Genomic DNA, 20,793 nt, shown 5'->3' with positions numbered 1-20,793 from the left:
TAAATAATGAATCTATGATAAAATTCTTAATTCAGCGCCCTATTGCCGTATTGATGGCCTTTACCGCCTGTTTCATCATCGGACTGGTGACGTACTCTACGCTACCTATATCGCTGCTTCCCAATATCGCTATTCCTGAGATTACGGTACAGGTGGCGTCTGCCAATACCTCTGCCCGGGAATTGGAAAACACGATTGTCAAACCTTTGCGGGGGCAGTTGATTCAGGTCTCTACCCTGAAGGATATCCATAGTGAATCGAGAGACGGGGCGGGCATTATCCGCTTGTCATTTGAATATGGAACGAATACGGACCTTGCCTTTATCGAGGTAAATGAGAAGATAGATGCCGCCATGAACTATCTTCCGAAAGAAGCGGAACGCCCGAAGGTAATCAAAGCGAGTGCAACGGATATTCCCGTATTCTATCTGAATCTGACACTGAAGAATGACAGTGCTTACGGAGCTACGGAACAACAATCCTTCCTTGAATTGTGTGAGTTTGCCGAGTCTGTCATCAAGCGCAGGATAGAGCAGCTTGAAGAAGTTGCCATGGTGGACGTGACCGGAATTTTGGAACGACAGGTACAAATTGTACCCGACAAGGACAAGCTCGCCATGATGGGACTCTCCATTGGAGATATCGAATCGGCTTTATCTTCTAATAATGTGGAACCGGGCAGCATGACAGTGCGAGACGGGTATTATGAATATAATATTAAATTCTCGACATTGCTGCGTACGGCGGAGGATGTGGAAAATATCTATCTGCGTAAGGGCGACCGCATCGTACAGTTAAAAGACTTCTGCAAAGTAAGCGTCGTACCTGTAAAGGAAAAAGGAGTATCCCTGTCCAATGGCAAACGGGCGGTGAGCCTTGCCGTCATCAAACAGGCGGATGAGAACATGGATAAGATGAAGCAGGCGCTGGTAGGCACGATGACCTATTTTCAGTTAGTATACCCGGAGATCGATTTCAGCATCAGCCGTAATCAGACGGAACTGCTGGACTACACCATCTCTAATCTGCAACAGAATCTCTCCCTGGGCTTTCTCTTTATTTGTCTGGTAGCGGTTCTGTTTCTGGGAGATGTAAAGTCTCCTTTGGTTATCGGACTCAGTATGGTGGTGTCCATCGTGATCAGCTTTGTCTTTTTCTACCTTTGCAATATGTCTCTCAATATCATTTCTCTTGCCGGATTGATCCTGGCATTGGGAATGATGATTGACAGTTCGATTATTGTGACTGAGAATATATCGCAATACCGTGAACGGGGATACTCCTTGCGCCGTGCCTGTGTGACGGGAACCAGTGAAGTGGTCACCCCCATGCTGAGCTCTTCTCTGACGACTATTGCTGTCTTTGCCCCGCTGATTTTTATGAGCGGTATTGCAGGCGCTATTTTCTTTGATCAGGCTTTTTCTGTCACTGTAGGACTGATGGTGTCTTATCTCACCGGTATCATGCTGCTTCCCGTACTTTATCTGCTGGTTTACCGGACAGGTGTCCGCACCCGGAAATGGAAGTGGCTTTCTTTCAAATTTAATAACCCGATCAAGGATCACACGCTGGACCGCTTCTATGATGCGGGTGTTGACTGGGTATTTCGCCATAAAACGTTCAGTGTACTGTTCTGTGTGATTTCCATTCCGCTTTGCGTATTCTTCTTTTTCTTTATAGACAAAGAACGGATGCCCGATATCGAGGAAAATGAACTGATCGCCCGGATAGAATGGAATGAGAATATCCATGTGGATGAAAACAAACGACGGGTGGATGAACTTTTCAAGGAACTGAAAGATGAAGTACTGGAGCAAACAGCCTCTATCGGCAGACAGGATTTCATTCTCAATCGGGAACGGAAACTGTCTTCTTCCGAAGCGGAACTTTATTTCCGTACGGAGACTTCCAATGCTATTGCCTCTTTGGAACAGGCGGTATACCGGAAACTGAAGGAACGTTATCCGCTCTCTGTCATTTCTTTCTCTCCGCCGGAAACGGTATTTGAGAAACTCTTTGTGACGGGTGAACCGGATGTGGTGGCGGAATTTTACACCCGTAATAAAGCGGAAGCCCCCAAAGCGGAAGCAATCCGTAGCGTTGAACAGGAACTGGGACGAAAAACCGGAATCAATCCGACAGGTATCGCCTTCGAAAACCAGTTGAATCTGAGTATCAGCAAAGAGAAACTCTTGCTCTACCGTGTTTCCTACAACGAACTGTATCGGGTACTGAAAACGGCTTTCCGGGAAAACAGTGTGACGATGCTGCACTCTTATCAGCAGTATTTGCCGATCAACATTGCCGGGGATGAAAAGACTGTGAACGAGGTGTTGCAGGAAACACTGGTGCAGACGCAACCGGACAACCGTGGGAATGTCGATTTTATCCCGCTTCGGGAATTGATCAACGTAGCTCCCGCCGAAGACTTGAAAAGTATTACTTCCGGACGTAACGGCGAGTATGTCCCGTTCGACTTTTACGGCGTGCAGGATGCGAACCGGCTGATGCGTGAAGTGAAACAGGTGGCGGAGGAAACAGGGGACTGGGATACGGGCTTCTCCGGCAGTATCTTCTCCAACAAGGAGATGCTGGATGAACTGGTCGTGATTCTGTTGATCTCACTGCTGCTGATGTATTTCATTCTTGCCGCACAGTTCGAGAGTTTTCTGCAGCCGTTGCTGGTACTGGCGGAAATCCCGATTGATGTGGCATTTGCCTTACTCTTGCTTTGGATATGCGGGCATACGCTGAATCTGATGTCTGCCATCGGTCTGATTGTGACCTGTGGTATTGTAATCAATGACTCTATTCTGAAACTGGATGCGATCAATGAACTGCGCAAGGCAGGCGTTCCTTTGCTGGAAGCTATTCACGAAGCAGGCCGCAGGCGTCTGCGTCCGATTATCATGACTTCGCTGACGACCATCTTTGCCATGGTGCCGTTGCTGTTCTCCTCGGATATGGGATCGGAACTGCAAAAGCCGTTGTCTATCGCCATGATAGGCACGATGTCCATCGGTACGGCGGTCAGCCTCTTTATCATACCGCTGCTTTACTGGTTTATCTATCGGGGAAAAAGCGGGAATCACAAACCAAATGAAAAACATGTTGAATTATGAAGAAATCATCCGTTCTTTTTGTATTGATGGCAGCATCGGGGATATGTTTCTCTTCAGTATATGCCCAGAAACGTCTGGTGCTGGACTTGAACCAGACTATCGCTTTAGCTAACGACAGTTCGCTGGAGTCATTCCGCACACAAAATATGTATCTGTCCGGTTATTGGGAATACCGGACGTACCGGGCAAACCGTTTGCCGAGTCTGACAATGGACCTTACCCCGGCACAATATAACCGGGATATCACGAAACGTTATGATTCGGGACAGGACCTGGATGTCTACCGTACGCAACAGTCATATTATGCCTATGGAGGATTAAGTGTCCGTCAAAATCTGGACCTGACCGGAGGTACGTTCTATCTGGAGTCGAACCTTGCCTATATGCGTAATTTCGGGGATAATAGTGCGACGCAGTTTACCAGCGTCCCGATACGGCTCGGTTATTCGCAGAGCCTGGTCGGGTATAATCCTTTCAAATGGGACCGGAAGATCGAACCGCTGAAATACGAGCGTGTGAAAAAGGAATTTCTTTATAATGTGGAAAAGGTTTCGGAAACGGCGACGAATTATTTCTTTTCGCTGGCGATGGCGCAGGCGGAATACAAACTGGCAAAGGAAAACCTCGCATCTACGGATACTTTGTACCGCATCGGACAGCAACGGCACCGGATCGCCGCTATTTCACAGGCGGACCTGTTGACTTTAAAGCTGGATAAAGTGAATGCACAGAATACATTGCAGAATAGGGCAAGCGCCTTGAAACGGGCAATGTTCTCACTGGCATCTTTTCTGAATCTGGATAAGAATACCCAGATCGAACTGGAGCTTCCTTCACGCCCAAGTATGATGGAGATTCCGGTGGATGAGGCTTTGAGATGGGGAAGGAGCAATAATCCGCAGTTGCTGGAACTGAAGCAGAATGTACTGGAAGCGGAGCGGAATGTGGACAGAACAAAGAAGGAATCCCGTTTCAATGCCAGCGTGAATGCCAGTATCGGTTTCAACCAGGTGGCGGAAAACTTCGGAGATGTGTATCATAAACCGATGCAGCAGGACTTGGTAGCGGTCAGCGTATCGATTCCGCTGCTGGACTGGGGCGTTCGTAAGGGCAAATACAACATGGCACGGAATAATCTGAATGTAGTGAAGATTTCGGCACGTCAGGATGAGATCAGTATTGAGGAGGAAGTCATCATGACGGTGAGTGATTTTAATATCCAGCAGCAGTTGATTGCCAGTGCGGAAGAAGCGCTGGACCTGGCGATACTGGCTTATAATGAGACAAGGCAACGTTTTATTATCGGTAAAGCGGATATTAATAGTCTGACGCTTTCGCTCAACAGGCAGCAGGAGGCGCAGCGCAACTACATTTCTGCCTTGCAGAACTACTGGCTGAATTATTATAAAATACGTCGTCTGACTTTATTCGATTTTGCTACGAAGCTTTCTCTTTCGGATCGTTTCGACTTTAATGGAGGGAGACTGATCAGATAGTAATTTCTTTTGGGATATAGACAAATGAATCATGCAAGATATAGGTTCTGAAATTAAAAAGTCATCAAAGGCTTCCGCTTTTACGCTCATTGTCGCTTTTATCAGCGTGGCGTTGGTCGGGCTGGCACTTGTTCCGTTGCTGCCGGTGAAGCTGAATCCGTCACGGACCTTACCCGGATTTTCTGTGTGGTTCGGCATGGGAGGGACTTCGGCGCGTGTCGTGGAGATGACGGCTACCAGCAAACTGGAGGCGATGCTTGCCCGTGTCAAGGGAATACAAAGCATATCTTCGACTTCCGGCAATGGCTGGGGAAGTATAAATGTGAGTCTGGACAAGCATGCAGATGCGGCTGTCGCACGTTTTGAGGCTTCGACCATCATTCGTCAGACTTGGCCGGAATTGCCGGCGGGAGTTAGTTACCCGTACATTCAGATGGCAAGTCCGGAGCAGAAAAGTCAGGGACCTTTTATCGCATTCACGATTAATGCGCCTGCCACTCCCAGTCTGATTCAGAAGTATGCGGAGGAACATATAAAGACACGCCTTGCGCAGCTTCCAGGAATCTATAAGATAAACGTCAGCGGAGCCACACCGATGGAATGGCGTCTGGAGTATGATTATGAGCAGTTGCGTGCGTTGGGGGTGAGTACGGATGAAATTAGTCAGGCAGTCGGTCTGCATTATCAGAAAGAGTTTCTGGGGACTTATGATGTGGAACAGGCGGCTTCGGGCAAGGAATGGATTCGGTTGGTGCTGATGCCCGAACATGATAACCGGGAGTTTGACGCCGGGCAGATACAGGTGAAAGTGAAGGATGGGAGAATCATCCGCTTGGACGAACTGGTGAAGGTCGTCCGTATGGAAGAGCAGCCTCAGAGCTATTACCGGATCAATGGGCTGAATTCGATTTATCTGTCTGTTGTCGCTGAAGAGGCGGCTAATCAGCTGGAACTGAGCAAAAAAGTACAGGCGTGTATGGATGATATCAGACTGTCGCTTCCGGCGGGATACGAGATTCATACCAGTTATGATACTACAGAGTTTATACATGACGAGCTGAACAAGATTTATTTGCGTACGGGAGTGACGGTGGCTATCCTGCTCTTGTTTGTACTGCTGATTACTTTCAGCCCCAAATATCTGTTTTTGATTGTCACCAGTCTGACCGTGAATATGGCAATAGCTGTTATCTTTTATTATGTCTTCGGGCTGGAAATGCAGTTATATTCTTTGGCGGGCATCACGGTTTCACTGAACCTGGTGATTGATAATACGATTGTGATGAGTGATCATTATCTTCGATGTAAAAACCGGAAGGCGTTCATGTCTGTATTGGCGGCTACACTGACAACAATGGGAGCGTTGGTCATCATCTTCTTTCTGGACGAGAGGATTCGTCTGAATCTGCAGGATTTTGCCGCAGTGGTGATGATTAATCTGGGAGTTTCATTATTGGTTGCTCTGTTCTTTGTACCTTCTTTGATTGATAAAATCGGGTTGAAACGACGCAGGAAGTCTTCTCTGACCGGAGTGAAGAGAAAATGGAAAATGGGGAATACCCGTTTCTTAGGATGGCTGCGTTCGAAGATGCGAAGGGGGCCGGTCTATTTCAGTCATTTCTACAGGTGGCTGATACAGAGGCTTTGCCGCTGGAGAGTAGCGGTTTGTCTGTTGCTGTTGCTGGCATTCGGATTACCGGTCTTTCTGTTGCCGGAAAAGATGGATGGGGATGGCAAATGGGCAGAGATTTATAATAAGACACTGGGGACTCCTACCTATAAGGAAAAGGTGAAACCGATAGTGGATAAAGCGTTGGGAGGAAGTCTGAGGCTGTTTGTGCAAAAGGTGTATGAAGGGAGCTACTTTACCCGGAATGAGGAGGTGGTGCTTTATGCCAACGCCAATTTACCGAACGGCAGTACGCTTGAACAGATGAATGCACTGATCAAGCGAATGGAAACTTATCTGAGCGAGTTCAAGGAGATCAAGCAGTTTCAGACATCGGTAGAAAGTGCCCGCAGGGCATCTATCAGCATTCGTTTCACAAAGGAAAATCAGAAAAGCGGGTTCCCATATACGCTGAAAGCTAACATGATCAGTAAAGCTCTCCAGTTGGGGGGAGGAGATTGGAGTATCTATGGATTACAGGATCAGGGATTCAGTAATAGTGTACGCGAGAACGCGGGATCATTCCGGGTGAAAATGTACGGATATAATTATGATGAACTTTATAGCTGGGCTACAAAACTGAAAGAGGTCTTATTGTCTCATCGCCGTATCAGGGAAGTTACGGTCGGTTCCAATTTCTCGTGGTGGAAGGATGATTATCAGGAGTTTTATTTTGAGCTGGATAAACAACGGATGATCGGAGCGGGGATCGGAGCCGGAGAACTGTTTGCTGCTATTCGTCCCATATATGGGCGGAATCAGGAAATCGGTTCCGTTGTTACCGAAGATGGAACGGAAAAAATCAAACTCTCTTCCCGCCAGTCGGATCAGCGGGATATATGGGCCATGCAGTATTATCCTTTCCGTGTAGGCGATAAAGAGTATAAACTGGCGGAACTGGCTAAGGTAGAGAAGGGACAGATGCCGCAGGAAGTGGCGAAGGAGAATCAACAATACCGCTTATGCCTGCAATATGAGTATATCGGTGCGTCGGAACAGGGAAATAAGTTGCTGAAAAAAGACCTGGAAGAGTTTAATGAACTTCTCCCGATGGGATATAAGGCGGAAGCGGAAAGTAATAACTGGTCATGGGGTGGAGGTGCCAACAAACAGTACCGCTTGCTCCTGATTGTGATTGCTATCATTTTCTTTATTACAAGCATTCTGTTCAATTCGTTGAAGCAGCCGTTAGCGATTATCTTTGTCATTCCGATCTCTTATATCGGTGTGTTTCTGACGTTCTATTGGTTCAAGCTGAACTTTGACCAGGGTGGTTTCGCTTCGTTCATCCTGCTCTGCGGTATTACGGTGAATGCCAGTATTTATATTTTAAATGAGTACAATGCGATTCGAAAACGCTTTCCCTGCCTTTCACCTCTTCGTGCTTACGTGAAGGCATGGAATACGAAAGTGATTCCCATTTTTCTGACGGTTGTTTCTACCATCCTTGGCTTTATCCCCTTTATGGTGGGAGCAGAGAAAGAAGGTTTCTGGTTTCCTTTGGCTGCAGGTACTATCGGTGGACTGGTGATGTCTGTGATCGGCGTGTTTATTTTCTTGCCGGTACTGACTTTGAATAAAAAGAAGATGATGGGGAAGAAGCCTTGAAGAAATAAATTAGCTATTAGCATATTTCGATTAGCTAATAGCTAATTTGTTTTTGCTAATAGCTAATCGAAATAAGGTATAGGAGATAATTCACCAGTTATTTCCTGCATTGCTGCTGCCGATCAGCATTTCTACCCGTTGCTTATACAAGTTGGCTCCCTCAGCGATGTTCTTTCCCGCATCTGCGGTTCCCATTCCGTAAACAACAACAGGCGTTTGCCACGACATCCCCGAATGAATGGCACTAACCTGATAAGGACGTAAAAGCTCATCCACTGTGAAGCGGTTTCTGCCTCCGCTGCGGTATGCTTCATATTCGGAACCTGTGGTGGTTACTACTGTCAATGGTTTCCCGGCTACTGCCGGAGTCTTGGAAAGGAAGGTGAATACTTCGTCCTGCCATTTTTTGAGCAATGACGGCGCAGCCATCCAATGAAAGGGAAATTGATAAATGAGGGCGGAAGCATCGGAAATGATTTTGCTCCATTCGTCAACATCAAAAGAAGCGCCTTGCTGGTCGTAAAGATTGAATACTGCTACGCCTTCAATATCATTCACTGCGTCAATCAGTGCTTTGTTTGCTTGTGATTCCTTCATGTTGGGATGCGCCAGGAGAATCACCACTTTTCTTAAATCTTTATTCATAATCAATCGGGTATTTAGGATGAAACAACTACATCTATAATATAAAGGTCTAAAAATAAGAAAAAGTTTTCGAAACTCAATATCTTAATTAAAAATAAAAGAATCTCTCTTTGCTTTTGAATTTGTATTTTTGCAGGCACGTCCGTAAGGCGTTACTTTAGATAATAAATTTATATATGATAGATTTCACCCAATTTCCTTCTCCTTGCTATATTATGGAGGAAGAACTCTTGCGAAAGAACCTGTGTCTGATAAAAAGCGTAGAAGACAGGGCAGGAGTAGAGATTATTCTCGCCTTCAAGTCATTCGCCATGTGGCGTTCATTTCCGATATTCCGCGAATACGTGGAGCATTCCACAGCAAGTTCTGTGTATGAAGCGCGTCTGGCATTGGAAGAATTTGGAAGTAAAGCCCATACTTATTCTCCTGCGTATACGGAACAGGATTTTCCGGAAATCATGCGTTGCAGCAGCCACATCACTTTTAATTCAATGGCACAGTTCCGTCGTTTCTATCCGATGACAGTGGCCGAAGGAAGCGGAATCTCCTGCGGTATCCGTGTGAATCCCGAATATTCGGAAGTAGAAACAGAACTTTATAATCCGTGCGCACCCGGTACCCGTTTCGGAATGACCGCCGACTTATTACCGGATACCTTGCCCAAAGGAATCGAAGGTTTCCATTGTCATTGTCACTGCGAATCTTCTTCTTTCGAGCTGGAACGTACTTTACAGCATCTGGAAGAGAAATTCTCCCGCTGGTTCCCGCAAATTAAATGGCTGAATCTGGGAGGCGGGCATCTGATGACCCGAAAAGATTATGATACAGAACATCTGATTAAATTATTGCAAGACCTGAAAGCACGATATCCTCATTTGCAGATCATCCTTGAACCCGGTTCTGCTTTTACATGGCAGACAGGAGTCCTGACTTCGGAAGTGGTAGATATCGTTGAGAGTCGCGGTATCAAGACGGCTATTCTGAATGTGAGTTTCACCTGCCACATGCCCGATTGTCTGGAAATGCCTTATCAGCCTGCCGTTCGTGGTGCGGAGATGGGGAATGAAGGAGAATTTATTTATCGTTTGGGAGGTAATTCTTGTTTGAGTGGTGATTATATGGGATTATGGAGTTTCGATCATGAGTTGCAGATCGGAGAACGGATTGTGTTCGAAGATATGATTCACTATACTATGGTCAAGACAAATATGTTTAACGGAATCCATCATCCCGCCATCGCTTTGTGGACAAAAGAAGGGAAAGCGGAAATATACAAGCAATTTTCTTATGAAGACTATCGGGACCGAATGAGTTGATAATCAAAACAATTGTTTGTTTGCGGAAACAAAGTGTGCAGATTCTTGTGAAAAAAAGATGCAGAATGTTTGCAGAATTACGGAAAATCCCTACCTTTGCAACCGCAAACGAAAAAATGCGGAAATAGCTCAGTTGGTAGAGCATAACCTTGCCAAGGTTAGGGTCGCGAGTTCGAGTCTCGTTTTCCGCTCATGTTTCTTTGTAATGTTGGAAATATAATCTTTGCCCAGGTGGCGGAATTGGTAGACGCGCACGTTTCAGGTGCGTGTGTCGAGAGGCATGCAGGTTCGAGTCCTGTTCTGGGCACAAAGATTTTAACTTTAAAATTCTGGAGAGGTGGCGGAATTGGTAGACGCGCTACTTTGAGGGGGTAGTGACAGTTATGTCGTGGGAGTTCGAGTCTCCTTCTCTTCACAGTCATTAAAGTTATTTGCGGAAATAGCTCAGTTGGTAGAGCATAACCTTGCCAAGGTTAGGGTCGCGAGTTCGAGTCTCGTTTTCCGCTCATGTTTCTTTGAAATGTTGGAACTGAATTTTGCCCAGGTGGCGGAAGTGGTAGACGCGCACGTTTCAGGTGCGTGTGTCGAGAGGCATGCAGGTTCGAGTCCTGTTCTGGGCACAAGAAATTCAGATTTCTGAATGGAGAAAATTTAGTTTGCGGAAATAGCTCAGTTGGTAGAGCATAACCTTGCCAAGGTTAGGGTCGCGAGTTCGAGTCTCGTTTTCCGCTCAAAGTAGTGAGGTTGTCAGTCGATAAGATTGGCGACCTCTTTTTGTAATTACGAAAGTCGATGTACTTCCCCCAAAAAGAGTGTCATCGACTCACACAGACCTATAATTAATTTAAGAACTTGTGATATGTTAACACAAATCATTAATGCGCGCATCCTTACCCCTCAGGGCTGGTTGAAGGATGGGTCCGTACTTATTCGTGATCATAAAATTCTGGAAGTGACTAACTGCGACCTGGCGGTTATCGGAGCAAAACTGATTGATGCCAAGGGCATGTATATCGTTCCGGGAGGAGTAGAAATTCATGTTCATGGCGGTGGTGGAAGAGACTTTATGGAGGGGACGGAAGACGCCTTCCGGACAGCGATTAAAGCTCACATGCAACACGGAACTACCAGTATTTTCCCCACACTTTCTTCTTCTACTATTCCTATGATCCGTGCAGCCGCAGAAACAACCGAAAAGATGATGGCAGAGCCGGACAGTCCCGTACTCGGCCTGCATCTGGAAGGACATTACTTCAATATGGAGATGGCAGGCGGACAGATTCCGGAGAATATCAAAAATCCTGATCCGGAAGAGTATATCCCTTTGCTGGAAGAAACCCATTGCATCAAACGTTGGGATGCGGCACCGGAACTTCCGGGGGCTATGCAGTTCGGAAAGTATATCACCGCAAAAGGCGTATTGGCATCTGTAGGACATACACAGGCCGAATTTGAAGATATCCAGACTGCGTATGAGGCAGGATATACGCATGCTACCCATTTCTACAATGCTATGCCCGGATTTCACAAACGGAAGGAATATAAGTATGAAGGTACGGTAGAAAGTATTTATTTGATTGATGATATGACAGTGGAAGTCGTGGCCGATGGCATTCATGTGCCTCCTACCATTCTTCGTCTGGTCTATAAGATAAAAGGAGTGGAGCGTACGTGCCTGATCACTGATGCGCTGGCTTGTGCGGCAAGTGACAGTAAGACTGCTTTTGATCCGCGTGTCATTATCGAAGACGGTGTGTGCAAACTGGCAGACCGCTCTGCATTGGCAGGAAGTGTGGCGACGATGGACCGTCTGATCCGTACGATGGTGCAGAATGCTGAAATTCCTTTGGCGGATGCTGTGAGGATGGCTTCCGAGACTCCGGCCCGTATCATGGGAGTGCTCGACCGCAAAGGTACGTTGGAACGTGGCAAGGACGCGGATATTATTGCTTTGGATAGAGATCTGAATGTAAGAGCGGTCTGGGCGATGGGACAATTGGTAGAAGGTACAAACAAGCTGTTTTAACGACTAAAAAAGAAAACGATGTTAACTCAAATAATCAACGGTAGAATACTTACTCCGCAAGGCTGGCTGAAAGACGGCTCTGTATTGATTTGTGATGGAAAAATATTAGAGGTAACCAACAGTGATCTGGCAGTTATCGGTGCAACAGTGATTGATGCGAGAGGAATGACAATCGTACCGGGATTTGTCAGTATGCATGCGCATGGTGGCGGCGGCCATGATTTTACCGAAGCAACGGAGGAGGCTTTCCGTATCGCAGCAACTGCTCATTTGAAGCATGGAGCTACCGGCATATTTCCTACTTTGTCATCTACTTCGTTTGAGAGGATATATCAGGCGGTCGATGTTTGCGAGAAGCTGATGAAGGAACCGGAGTCTCCGATTCTCGGTCTGCATATCGAAGGACCTTATCTGAATCCGAAGATGGCAGGAAGCCAGTATGACGGTTTTCTGAAAACTCCCGATGCGAATGAATATATGCCGCTGTTGGAGCATACTTCTTGCATCAAGCGCTGGGATATCAGTCCCGAATTGCATGGGGCACATGATTTTGCAAAATACACTTGTTCAAAGGGAATTATGACAGCCGTTACTCATACGGAAGCTGAATATGATGAGATTAAGGCGGCGTATGCGGTAGGATTCTCGCATGCTGCTCATTTCTATAATGCGATGCCCGGTTTTCACAAACGTCGCGAATATAAATATGAAGGTACGGTAGAAAGTGTATATTTGACAGATGGAATGACGGTAGAAGTTATTGCAGACGGTATTCATTTGCCTGCTACTATTCTGAAACTGGTTTATAAACTGAAAGGAGTTGAGAATACCTGTCTGGTGACTGATGCGTTGGCTTATGCTGCCAATGAAGGGAACGAGCCGATTGATCCGCGTTATATTATTGAGGACGGAGTATGTAAGATGGCGGATCATTCTGCATTAGCCGGTAGTTTGGCGACTATGGATGTGTTGGTTCGTACGATGGTGAAGAAAGCAAGTATTCCTTTGGAAGATGCTGTGCGTATGGCTTCCGAAACTCCTGCCCGTCTGATTGGTGTGAGCGATCGGAAAGGGGCATTGTCTAAAGGTAAAGATGCTGATATTGTGATACTTGATAAGGAATTGAATGTACGGTGTGTCTGGTCGATGGGAAAAGTTGTTCCGGGGACTGATAGATTGCTGCATAAATGATAAGTGCTATCTGTTAAATCTGAAAATAGAAAGTCCGAACCTTTAAATTGCAAAAAGCAATTGGGATTCGGACTTTTTCAGTAAGAAAAGTAGTAATGTGAGTACTCTATATTCTATTTTATCATGAAAATAGAGTCGTTTCTATAAACTCTTTCAATTGAACCTTATTCATTGTACCGAGTTTCATTATCGGTTTGCCATTCACCGGGCAAAGCAAAAGGTTGGGAATTGTCCGAATCTTGAATGCACTTTCCAGTTCCTCTTCCTGATCGACGTCTACTTTATAAATGTCCAGTCTCCCTTTATATTCTTCTGCTAATTGGTCCAATATGGGTGATAATGCCTTGCAATAACCACACCATGGAGCATGAAAATCGACTAAACAAGGTTTATTCCCTTTATATTCCCAATTATCCGGATAAGATTGATAATCAGCAACTTTCTCAACAAAGCTTTCTTTGGTTAAATCTATAATTTTCATATTTCCTGTTTTTAATGATTCATTATTTATTTCTACTTTGCAAAGATAGGGGTATGGTAGAGAAAGAGGGATAGCCATTCTTCCTGTTGTGTTTACAATTTTTCCTTTCCTTAGATATTTTCTAATCAAATTCTAATCTGAAATGAGAGCCTTATAATCGCTTTTATCCAGCCTCTACCGTTGCAGAGTTGTACTTTTGTCGGAAAACAAATTAAGGTAACAAAAAGATTGCGATGAACAGAGCATTTTTATTTTTACTATTTCTTCTATTGGCAGGAAAGATGTGTGCGCAACAGGTTGCAGGCACATTGACACTGAAAGAAGCAGAGCAGCGTTTTTTAGAGCGCAATTTATCGTTGATAGCCGAGCGGTACAATATCGACATGGCACAGGCGCAGGTATTACAAGCCAAATTGTTTGAAAATCCGGTCATTTCGCTGGAACAGAATGTCTACAACCGATTGAACGGGAAGTATTTTGATTTTGGAAAAGAAGGGGAAGCTGTTGTTGAAATAGAACAGGTGATCCATCTTGCCGGTCAGCGGAACAAGCAAGTCCGGCTGGAAAAAATCAATAAGGAAATAGCTGAATACCAGTTTGAAGAAGTAATGCGGACGCTCCGTCAGGAATTGAATGAAAAGTTTGTAGAAGTCTACTTTCTTTCTAAGTCCATTGCCATCTATGAAAAGGAAGTAAATTCCCTGCAAGTACTTTTGGGCGGAATGAAAATTCAGCAGGAAAAGGGAAACATCTCTTTAATGGAAATTTCCCGTCTGGAATCCATGCTCTTCTCCTTGAGGAAAGAGAAGAACGAACGGGAGAATGATTTACTGACTACCAGGGGAGAACTGAATTTATTACTGAACCTTCCGGAAGATACACAAGTTCAACTCTCATTAGACGAAGAAGTACTGCAACAACTGGACCTGTCGCAATTATCATTTGCAGACCTGAAAGCAATCATCAATGAACGGCCCGACCAAAAGATTGCCCGAAGCACAGTGAATGCCTCCCGTGCAAATCTGAAACTACAGAAGTCAATGGCCTTTCCCGAGTTCTCTGTGAAAGGGAATTATGACCGTGTAGGAAACTTTATCAATGACTATTTCGCGATAGGAGTAAGCCTGTCCGTACCTATCTTCAACCGTAATCAGGGAAATATCAAAGCAGCCCGCTTCAGTATCCAACAAGCGGGAGTGCAGCAGGAATATGCCGCTAATCGTGCCGATATGGAACTTTTCACCGCTTATACGTCTCTGGAGAAAGCAACTCAACTCTATCAATCCACTAATATGGACCTGGAACGTAACTTCGAGAAATTGATCACAGGAGTCAATGAGAATTTCACCAGAAAGAATATCAGCCTGCTGGAATTTATCGACTATTATGACAGCTATAAAGAAACCTGTATCCAACTATACGAGATAAAGAAAAACGTATTTCTCGCTATGGAAAACCTGAATACAGTTGTCGGACAAAATGTATTGAACTACTAATAAACCGACCAATATGAAACGATTAAAGATCACAATCCATAAATTATCAAAGACTATGAACTGGAATAAATTTCTTCCTTGTATATTGTTTGGCAGCCTTTTGGGAGCATGCTCCGGAAAAGGAGAACAACCCAAAGTAGAACCGACTACACTATGCCTGACGGACAGCCTGCTGAGAATCGTATCCGTCGATACCGTGCACGTCTGTGAAGTGGTAGATGAACTGACATTGAATGGACGGGTCACTTTCAATCAGGATCAGGTGGCAAATGTGTATCCGATGTTCGGAGGAACCGTGACGGAACTGCGTGCCGAAATAGGAGACTTTGTTCACAAAGGAGAAGTGCTGGCAGTGATCCGTAGCGGGGAAGTGGCGGATTATGAGAAACAATTGAAAGAAGCTGAACAACAACTCTTGCTGGCCCGGCGGAACATGGATGCCACACAGGATATGTACACTTCCGGCATGGCATCGGATAAAGATGTACTTCAGGCCAAGCAGGAACTGGCAACTGCGGAAGCGGAAGAAAGACGAATCAAAGAAATATTCTCCATTTATCACTTCTCCGGAAATGCTTTTTATCAGCTCAAATCTCCCGTATCAGGCTTTATTGTGGAAAAGCAGATTAGCAGGGATATGCAGCTGCGCCCCGACCAGGGGGATGCGCTGTTTACGATTTCCGGTCTGTCCGATGTATGGGTGATGGCGGATGTGTATGAAAGTGATATTAGTAAGGTTTCCGAGGGAGCTGATGTCCGTATCTCGACTTTGGCATATCCGGAAAGGACATTTACAGGTACGATCGACAAGGTCTATCATCTGCTGGACAGTGAAAGCAAGACAATGAGCGTACGCATCAAACTGAAAAACGAGGATTACCTGCTGAAGCCGGGTATGTTTACAAACGTGAGCGTAAAATGTAAAGCGGAAGATACTTCCATGCCTCGTATCGACTCCCATGCGCTGGTGTTCGAGGGAGGAAAGAATTATGTGGTCACAGTAGAGCCTGACCAGCGTCTGAAGATAAAGGAAGTAGACGTTTACAAACAGTTGAGCAAGGAATGTTATGTCCGTTCCGGTCTTTCCGAAGGAGACAGGGTACTGAATAATAATGTATTGTTAGTGTATAATGCTTTGAATGCGGATTAAAAATCAGAGAATAGTATGCATAAATTCATAGATAATATAGTAGCCTTCTCGCTGAAGAATAAGTTCTTTATATTCTTCTGTACGGTGATTGCCGTTATAGCCGGAGCCGTCTCATTCAAACATACGCCGATAGATGCCTTTCCGGATGTAACGAATACAAAAGTGACGATCATCACGCAATGGGCGGGCCGTAGTGCGGAAGAGGTGGAGAAATTTATCACGATTCCCATTGAGATAGCCATGAATCCCGTACAGAAAAAAACGGATATTCGTTCGACCACTCTTTTCGGACTTTCTGTGATCAATGTAATGTTCGAAGATCGTGTTGATGACTTTACAGCCCGTCAGCAAGTCTACAATTTGCTGAATGATGCCGATCTTCCCGAAGGCGTGACTCCCGAAGTACAGCCTTTGTACGGACCTACCGGAGAAATCTATCGCTACACCCTGCGCAGTGACAGACGTAGTGTACGCGATTTGAAAACGATTCAGGACTGGGTGATCGAACGAAATCTCCGTTCGGTATCAGGTGTAGCTGATATCGTCAGTTTCGGTGGCGAGGTGAAGACATTCGAAGTGAGCGTGAATCCTCATCAGTTGATTAATTACGGAATTACCTCTCTCGAACTTTATGACGCGATAGCCAAGAGTAATATCAATGTAGGAGGAGATGTCATCACGAAAAGTTCTCAGGCATACGTAGTCCGGGGAATCGGTTTGATAAACGATCTGGATGAATTGCGAAACATTGTAGTGAAGAACATCAACGGAACGCCGATTCTCGTAAAGAACCTGGCAGATGTTCACGAATCCTGCCTGCCCCGCCTCGGACAAGTGGGACGAATGGATGAGAACGATGTCGTTCAGGGAATTGTGGTGATGCGTAAAGGGGAGAACCCCGGTGAAGTCATTGCAAATCTGAAAGATAAGATAGAAGAATTGAATCAGAATGTACTTCCTGAAGATGTACGGATAATACCGTTCTACGACCGTGAGGACTTGGTGAACCTGGCGGTAAAAACGGTGACCCATAATCTGATTGAAGGAATATTGTTGGTTACGTTTATTGTGTTAATCTTCATGGCAGATTGGCGGACAACCGTGATTGTTGCGGTGATTATTCCATTAGCTTTGTTATTCGCATTTATTTGTTTACGCGTGATGGGGATGTCTGCCAATCTGCTTTCTATGGGGGCCATTGACTTTGGTATTATTATCGATGGGGCAGTGGTGATGGTGGAAGGTGTGTTTGTCGCTTTGGACAAGAAGGCGAAAGAGGTGGGAATGCCCGCATTCAATGTGATGTCCAAGATGGGACTGATCCGTCACACCGCCAAGGATAAGGCAAAAGCGGTATTTTTCTCCAAACTGATCATCATTACCGCTTTGATTCCTATCTTCTCTTTTCAGAAAGTGGAAGGAAAAATGTTCTCACCTTTGGCATATACATTGGGTTTTGCTTTGCTGGGTGCGCTTATTTTCACATTAACGCTGGTTCCCGTCATGTCGTCCATGTTGCTGAAAAAGAATGTACGCGAAAAGAACAATCGCTTTGTCCATTTCATCAATCAAAAGTGTACGGCTCTTTTTGATACTTTCTATGCCCATCGTAAACTGACTATCGGATTGGCAACTGTGGTTGCAGGAGTCGGTTTATGGCTTTTCTCCTTCCTTGGGACGGAGTTTCTTCCTCAACTCAACGAAGGTTCGATCTACATCCGTGCTACGCTGCCGCAAAGTATATCGCTGGATGAATCTGTAACGCTGGCAAATAAGATGAGAAAGAAACTATTGACCTTCCCCGAAGTGAGGCAGGTATTGTCTCAAACCGGACGTCCCAACGACGGAACGGATGCAACCGGATTTTATAATATTGAGTTTCATGTAGATATTTATCCGGAGAAAGACTGGGAAAGCAAGCTGACCAAACTGCAGCTTATCGACAAGATGCAGGAAGATTTATCCGTTTATCCCGGCATTGACTTTAACTTTTCGCAGCCGATTACGGATAATGTGGAAGAAGCGGCCTCCGGTGTAAAAGGCTCTATTGCGGTGAAAGTGTTCGGTAAAGACTTGTACGAATCGGAAAAACTGGCCGTTCAGATTGATAAGATATTAAATACCGTGCAGGGAATTGAGGACTTGGGAGTGATTCGCAATATCGGCCAGCCGGAACTTCGTATCGAACTGAATGAGCGTCAGTTGGCACGTTATGGAGTGGCTAAGGAGGATGTTCAGTCTATCATTGAAATGGCTATTGGCGGGAAGTCAGCTTCGCTGTTGTATGAGGACGAACGGAAATTTAATATCATGGTGAGGTATAGTGAAGAGTTCCGTCAGAATGAAGAGGAGATAGGTAAGATACTGGTTCCGGCGATGGACGGAACGATGGTACCTATTAAGGAACTGGCAGATATCACCACAATCACAGGACCATTATTGATCTTCCGTGACAACCATGCCCGTTTCTGTGCTGTCAAGTTCTCGGTGAGAGGACGGGATATGGGTACGGCAGTTGCCGAAGCGCAGAAAAAGGTAAATGCTTCCGTCCATTTACCGGCAGGATATTCTTTGAAATGGACGGGTGATTTTGAGAATCAGCAGCGTGCTTCGAAACGTCTGGCACAGGTAGTTCCTATCAGCATTGCCATTATTTTCATTATTCTGTTTATTCTCTTCTCCAATGCCAGAGATGCAGGACTGGTATTGCTGAATGTACCGTTTGCTGCCGTGGGAGGTATCGCAGCCCTTCTGATAACGGGCTTCAATTTCTCTATATCGGCGGGTATCGGTTTTATCGCTTTGTTCGGTATCTGCATACAGAATGGCGTTATTATGATTTCCGATATCAAGGCAAATCTAAAACTGGGTTCGTCCTTACAGGAGGCCACTAAAGAAGGAGTCCGTTCACGTATCCGCCCTGTGATAATGACAGCGGCTATGGCAGCTATCGGTCTGTTGCCTGCGGCTATGAGTCATGGTATCGGTTCGGAATCACAGCGTCCGTTGGCGATTGTCATTATCGGCGGATTGATAGGAGCGACTTTCTTCGCCTTGTTCATCTTCCCGCTGATTGTGGAAGTAGTGTATGAACGAATGCTATATGATAAAAACGGAAAATTATTGCAAAGACGTATCTAATTCATTTTCTATTCTTTCTATGAAAGAAACGGCATAGATTAAATTTTAATTTCGTTTTCAGTAGGTAGAAGTGAGGAAGGGACAAAAGTCGGTTGGATCAGAAGATCACCCGTACTTTTGTTCCTTTTTCTATTTCCGAAGATATTTCCAGTCTGGCGTTGTAGGCAGATACTATTTTCAGCGTCAGGCTGAGGCCGATGCCCTGACCTGCATAGTCATGTGTGTTGCTGCCTCGATAGAAAGACTGGAATATATGTTCTATTTCTTCCGGAGGAATGCCGATGCCCTGATCTTTTATTTCAAGAACGAGGTGTTGATCTTTTTGGCTGAGCGTAATGTCTACTTCCTTTTCAGAATATTTGCAGGCATTATCGATGATATTCTTTAAAGCTATTTTGAGCAGATAAGGATTGGCCTTTACAGTGGAAGCCTTACCTGTTTCTTGATGATGGAAACGGATTCGTTCGTTCATTTTTATTAAGTCATTCAGCATATCCGGCAGAGACATTGCCTCCATATTGCTTTTTATGAGCTCTTCATCCTGACGTGAAAGGAAAAGAAGATGGCGGATCAGATTGGAGATTCGCTTGCTTTCGGATGAGATTCGTTGCAGGGCTTCGATATATTCTCCGGTACTTCTTTCTTTCAGCAGACTGATTTCACATTCTCCCTGTATGGCGGTTATGGGGTTGTTCAGTTCATGCGAAGCATGGCTGACAAAGGACTTTTCAGCTTTAAAAGCACTGTCCAGACGGTCGAGCATGCTATTCAGTGTTTTGATCATGTCTTCCAGTTCATCGTTGTTTCCGGTCGTCTTTAACCGGCGGTTCAGACTGTTGGCTCGTATCCTCTTCAGCTCCTTCAGTATATGCTGCAGGGGGATAAGAATACGGCCGGAATAGATTTTCCCGACTAAATAAATCAGGATGGAACTGAATAAAACCAGAAAGATGGAGAGAAGCAAGAGGTGTTCTTTGATTTCTGCACCGTACACATTCCGGGACATGACTAGGACGATGAAATTCCCTTCATTATCGGGATAATAAAGGGCGGCTCCCAACTGGTCTTTGTATTTAAAAGAAAAAGGAATGCTGTCTTCACCGGCTATCAGGAGTGCCTGCTGATGCTGGGTCAGATATTTGTTCAGTGTGTCACGGACTTCGGAGAGACTGTCCATATTTAAAAGAATCTCATGAGCTTCGGGCAGGAGTTCGTCATATTTGCGCTGGATAATCTGGTAACTCTGTTCGTCTATTTCGTCTTTCTCCCAGTGCTTTTGTGCGGTCAGATATGCTTTTTCACGAAGGTAGGAGGCATAGAGTTTATTGATAAACTGTGTGCTGAAAAGATAGAATACGGCAATAATGATGATAGTTGTCAGTACACTGAGCAACGTATAGAAGAGAGCTATTTTAGAACCTATTTTCATACACGGATTTATTTGATGGATGT

12 protein-coding genes and 6 tRNA genes are annotated in these 20,793 nt (G+C 45.2%); 15 read left to right on the top strand and 3 right to left on the bottom strand.

Annotated elements, in window-relative coordinates; all coding sequences use genetic code 11:
• The first annotated feature begins 14 nt into the window (after positions 1-14).
• The 3 genes from DW640_RS05485 to DW640_RS05475 are packed head-to-tail and all read left to right on the top strand — an operon-like array spanning position 15 to position 7,895.
• Positions 15-3,122: an efflux RND transporter permease subunit gene (locus tag DW640_RS05485; RefSeq protein WP_117577544.1), complete on the top strand. Its 3,108-nt coding sequence runs from the start codon at positions 15-17 to the stop codon at positions 3,120-3,122.
• Complete coding sequence (locus DW640_RS05480) at positions 3,119-4,618, top strand: TolC family protein (protein ID WP_008761349.1); 1,500 nt, start codon at positions 3,119-3,121, stop codon at positions 4,616-4,618. Before DW640_RS05485 ends, DW640_RS05480 begins: the two co-directional genes overlap by 4 nt.
• Before the next feature lie 31 nt (positions 4,619-4,649).
• On the top strand, positions 4,650-7,895 hold the full coding sequence (locus tag DW640_RS05475; protein ID WP_117577542.1) for an efflux RND transporter permease subunit: 3,246 nt from the start codon (positions 4,650-4,652) through the stop codon (positions 7,893-7,895).
• A 90-nt stretch (positions 7,896-7,985) separates the two neighbouring features.
• Here DW640_RS05475 and DW640_RS05470 read toward each other — a convergent pair whose 3' ends face one another.
• Entirely contained in the window at positions 7,986-8,540 is a 555-nt protein-coding gene (locus DW640_RS05470) for an NAD(P)H-dependent oxidoreductase (RefSeq protein ID WP_117577540.1), read from the bottom strand.
• Between the two features lie 176 nt (positions 8,541-8,716).
• Here DW640_RS05470 and nspC point away from each other — a divergent pair, with 176 nt between their 5' ends.
• The 9 genes from nspC (at position 8,717) to nagA (DW640_RS05425) (ending at position 13,073) form a co-directional block, all read left to right on the top strand.
• Positions 8,717-9,856 (top strand): carboxynorspermidine decarboxylase, encoded by a 1,140-nt coding sequence (gene nspC, locus DW640_RS05465; protein WP_117577539.1) that lies wholly within the window; start codon positions 8,717-8,719, stop codon positions 9,854-9,856.
• Positions 9,857-9,974: 118 nt separating this feature from the next.
• Positions 9,975-10,047: transfer RNA gene (locus DW640_RS05460), tRNA-Gly, on the top strand.
• A 34-nt stretch (positions 10,048-10,081) separates the two neighbouring features.
• Positions 10,082-10,163 (top strand) — tRNA-Leu (locus tag DW640_RS05455).
• Between the two features lie 24 nt (positions 10,164-10,187).
• A tRNA-Leu gene (locus tag DW640_RS05450) sits at positions 10,188-10,271 on the top strand.
• Between the two features lie 18 nt (positions 10,272-10,289).
• Positions 10,290-10,362 (top strand) — tRNA-Gly (locus tag DW640_RS05445).
• A 32-nt stretch (positions 10,363-10,394) separates the two neighbouring features.
• Positions 10,395-10,476 (top strand) — tRNA-Leu (locus DW640_RS05440).
• Positions 10,477-10,514: 38 nt separating this feature from the next.
• Positions 10,515-10,587: transfer RNA gene (locus tag DW640_RS05435), tRNA-Gly, on the top strand.
• Positions 10,588-10,715: 128 nt separating this feature from the next.
• Entirely contained in the window at positions 10,716-11,882 is a 1,167-nt protein-coding gene (nagA, locus tag DW640_RS05430) for an N-acetylglucosamine-6-phosphate deacetylase (RefSeq protein WP_008765558.1), read from the top strand.
• Between the two features lie 18 nt (positions 11,883-11,900).
• Positions 11,901-13,073, top strand: a complete 1,173-nt coding sequence (gene nagA, locus DW640_RS05425; RefSeq protein WP_048695997.1) for an N-acetylglucosamine-6-phosphate deacetylase — start codon at positions 11,901-11,903, stop codon at positions 13,071-13,073.
• Between the two features lie 121 nt (positions 13,074-13,194).
• On the opposite strand, the gene DW640_RS05420 is transcribed toward nagA (DW640_RS05425), so the two are convergent.
• Positions 13,195-13,554, bottom strand: coding sequence for a co-chaperone YbbN (locus DW640_RS05420; RefSeq protein ID WP_011107395.1), 360 nt, complete (start codon positions 13,552-13,554; stop codon positions 13,195-13,197).
• 233 nt (positions 13,555-13,787) lie between these two features.
• Here DW640_RS05420 and DW640_RS05415 point away from each other — a divergent pair, with 233 nt between their 5' ends.
• The 3 genes from DW640_RS05415 to DW640_RS05405 are packed head-to-tail and all read left to right on the top strand — an operon-like array spanning position 13,788 to position 19,341.
• Entirely contained in the window at positions 13,788-15,050 is a 1,263-nt protein-coding gene (locus tag DW640_RS05415) for a TolC family protein (protein ID WP_011107396.1), read from the top strand.
• Between the two features lie 55 nt (positions 15,051-15,105).
• Positions 15,106-16,200 (top strand): efflux RND transporter periplasmic adaptor subunit, encoded by a 1,095-nt coding sequence (locus DW640_RS05410; protein WP_022471326.1) that lies wholly within the window; start codon positions 15,106-15,108, stop codon positions 16,198-16,200.
• A gap of 15 nt (positions 16,201-16,215) precedes the next feature.
• Positions 16,216-19,341, top strand: coding sequence for an efflux RND transporter permease subunit (locus tag DW640_RS05405; protein WP_117577537.1), 3,126 nt, complete (start codon positions 16,216-16,218; stop codon positions 19,339-19,341).
• Positions 19,342-19,438: 97 nt separating this feature from the next.
• On the opposite strand, the gene DW640_RS05400 is transcribed toward DW640_RS05405, so the two are convergent.
• Entirely contained in the window at positions 19,439-20,770 is a 1,332-nt protein-coding gene (locus DW640_RS05400; protein ID WP_070750221.1) for a HAMP domain-containing sensor histidine kinase, read from the bottom strand.
• Positions 20,771-20,793: the final 23 nt, after the last annotated feature.

The organism is Bacteroides sp. AM23-12, from assembly GCF_003434395.1.
Taxonomy (GTDB): Bacteria; Bacteroidota; Bacteroidia; order Bacteroidales; family Bacteroidaceae; genus Bacteroides; species Bacteroides thetaiotaomicron.
This window is presented reverse-complemented; position numbering and strand designations above follow the sequence as displayed.

Bases quoted from the DNA above. Each gene is read 5' to 3' on its own strand.
- DW640_RS05405 (WP_117577537.1), top strand. From the start codon at position 16,216: ATGCATAAATTCATAGATAATATAGTAGCCTTCTCGCTGAAGAATAAG.
- DW640_RS05485 (WP_117577544.1), top strand. From the start codon at position 15: ATGATAAAATTCTTAATTCAGCGCCCTATTGCCGTATTGATGGCCTTT.
- DW640_RS05410 (WP_022471326.1), top strand. From the start codon at position 15,106: ATGAACTGGAATAAATTTCTTCCTTGTATATTGTTTGGCAGCCTTTTG.
- DW640_RS05475 (WP_117577542.1), top strand. From the start codon at position 4,650: ATGCAAGATATAGGTTCTGAAATTAAAAAGTCATCAAAGGCTTCCGCT.
- DW640_RS05420 (WP_011107395.1), bottom strand. From the start codon at position 13,554: ATGAAAATTATAGATTTAACCAAAGAAAGCTTTGTTGAGAAAGTTGCT.
- nagA (WP_048695997.1), top strand. From the start codon at position 11,901: ATGTTAACTCAAATAATCAACGGTAGAATACTTACTCCGCAAGGCTGG.
- DW640_RS05415 (WP_011107396.1), top strand. From the start codon at position 13,788: ATGAACAGAGCATTTTTATTTTTACTATTTCTTCTATTGGCAGGAAAG.
- nspC (WP_117577539.1), top strand. From the start codon at position 8,717: ATGATAGATTTCACCCAATTTCCTTCTCCTTGCTATATTATGGAGGAA.
- DW640_RS05480 (WP_008761349.1), top strand. From the start codon at position 3,119: ATGAAGAAATCATCCGTTCTTTTTGTATTGATGGCAGCATCGGGGATA.
- DW640_RS05400 (WP_070750221.1), bottom strand. From the start codon at position 20,770: ATGAAAATAGGTTCTAAAATAGCTCTCTTCTATACGTTGCTCAGTGTA.
- DW640_RS05470 (WP_117577540.1), bottom strand. From the start codon at position 8,540: ATGAATAAAGATTTAAGAAAAGTGGTGATTCTCCTGGCGCATCCCAAC.
- nagA (WP_008765558.1), top strand. From the start codon at position 10,716: ATGTTAACACAAATCATTAATGCGCGCATCCTTACCCCTCAGGGCTGG.